1 protein-coding gene is annotated in these 364 nt (G+C 59.3%); it reads right to left on the bottom strand.

Annotated elements, in window-relative coordinates; all coding sequences use genetic code 11:
* A partial coding sequence (locus tag PA598K_RS36610) for an AI-2E family transporter (RefSeq protein ID WP_185602263.1) occupies nucleotides 1-364 on the bottom strand: 364 nt, incomplete at both ends.

The following is a 364-nucleotide window of genomic DNA, read 5'->3' as shown; positions in this document are numbered from 1 at the left end:
GCGGCGCAGCACGAGCAGCACAAGCGCGAGCACATTGAGCTGGATGCCGGTGCTCGTATTGCCAAGGATCATCTCCAGGACGCCCCATGGCACGAGCACGAGCGCCGGCCCGACATAGAGCGGGATGATGTCGACCGCCCAGATGACGAACGACAAGAGCAGCGCTGCCTTGGGCGAGATGAACAGCAGACAGATATACGTGACGATGAATACGCCGACACTCATGATGAACTGCGCCTTCCAGTAGCCGAGGAACACCTCGCCCATCCGGCGGAAGACAAACTGCAGCTTCTCGGAGATGTCGTCCTTGAACAGGTTGAAGAACAGCCGCAGCAGCCTCGGCAGATCCATGCTGATCAGGAAC

Source organism: Paenibacillus sp. 598K (assembly GCF_003851045.1).
Lineage (GTDB): Bacteria > Bacillota > Bacilli > Paenibacillales > Paenibacillaceae > Paenibacillus_D.
This window is presented reverse-complemented; position numbering and strand designations above follow the sequence as displayed.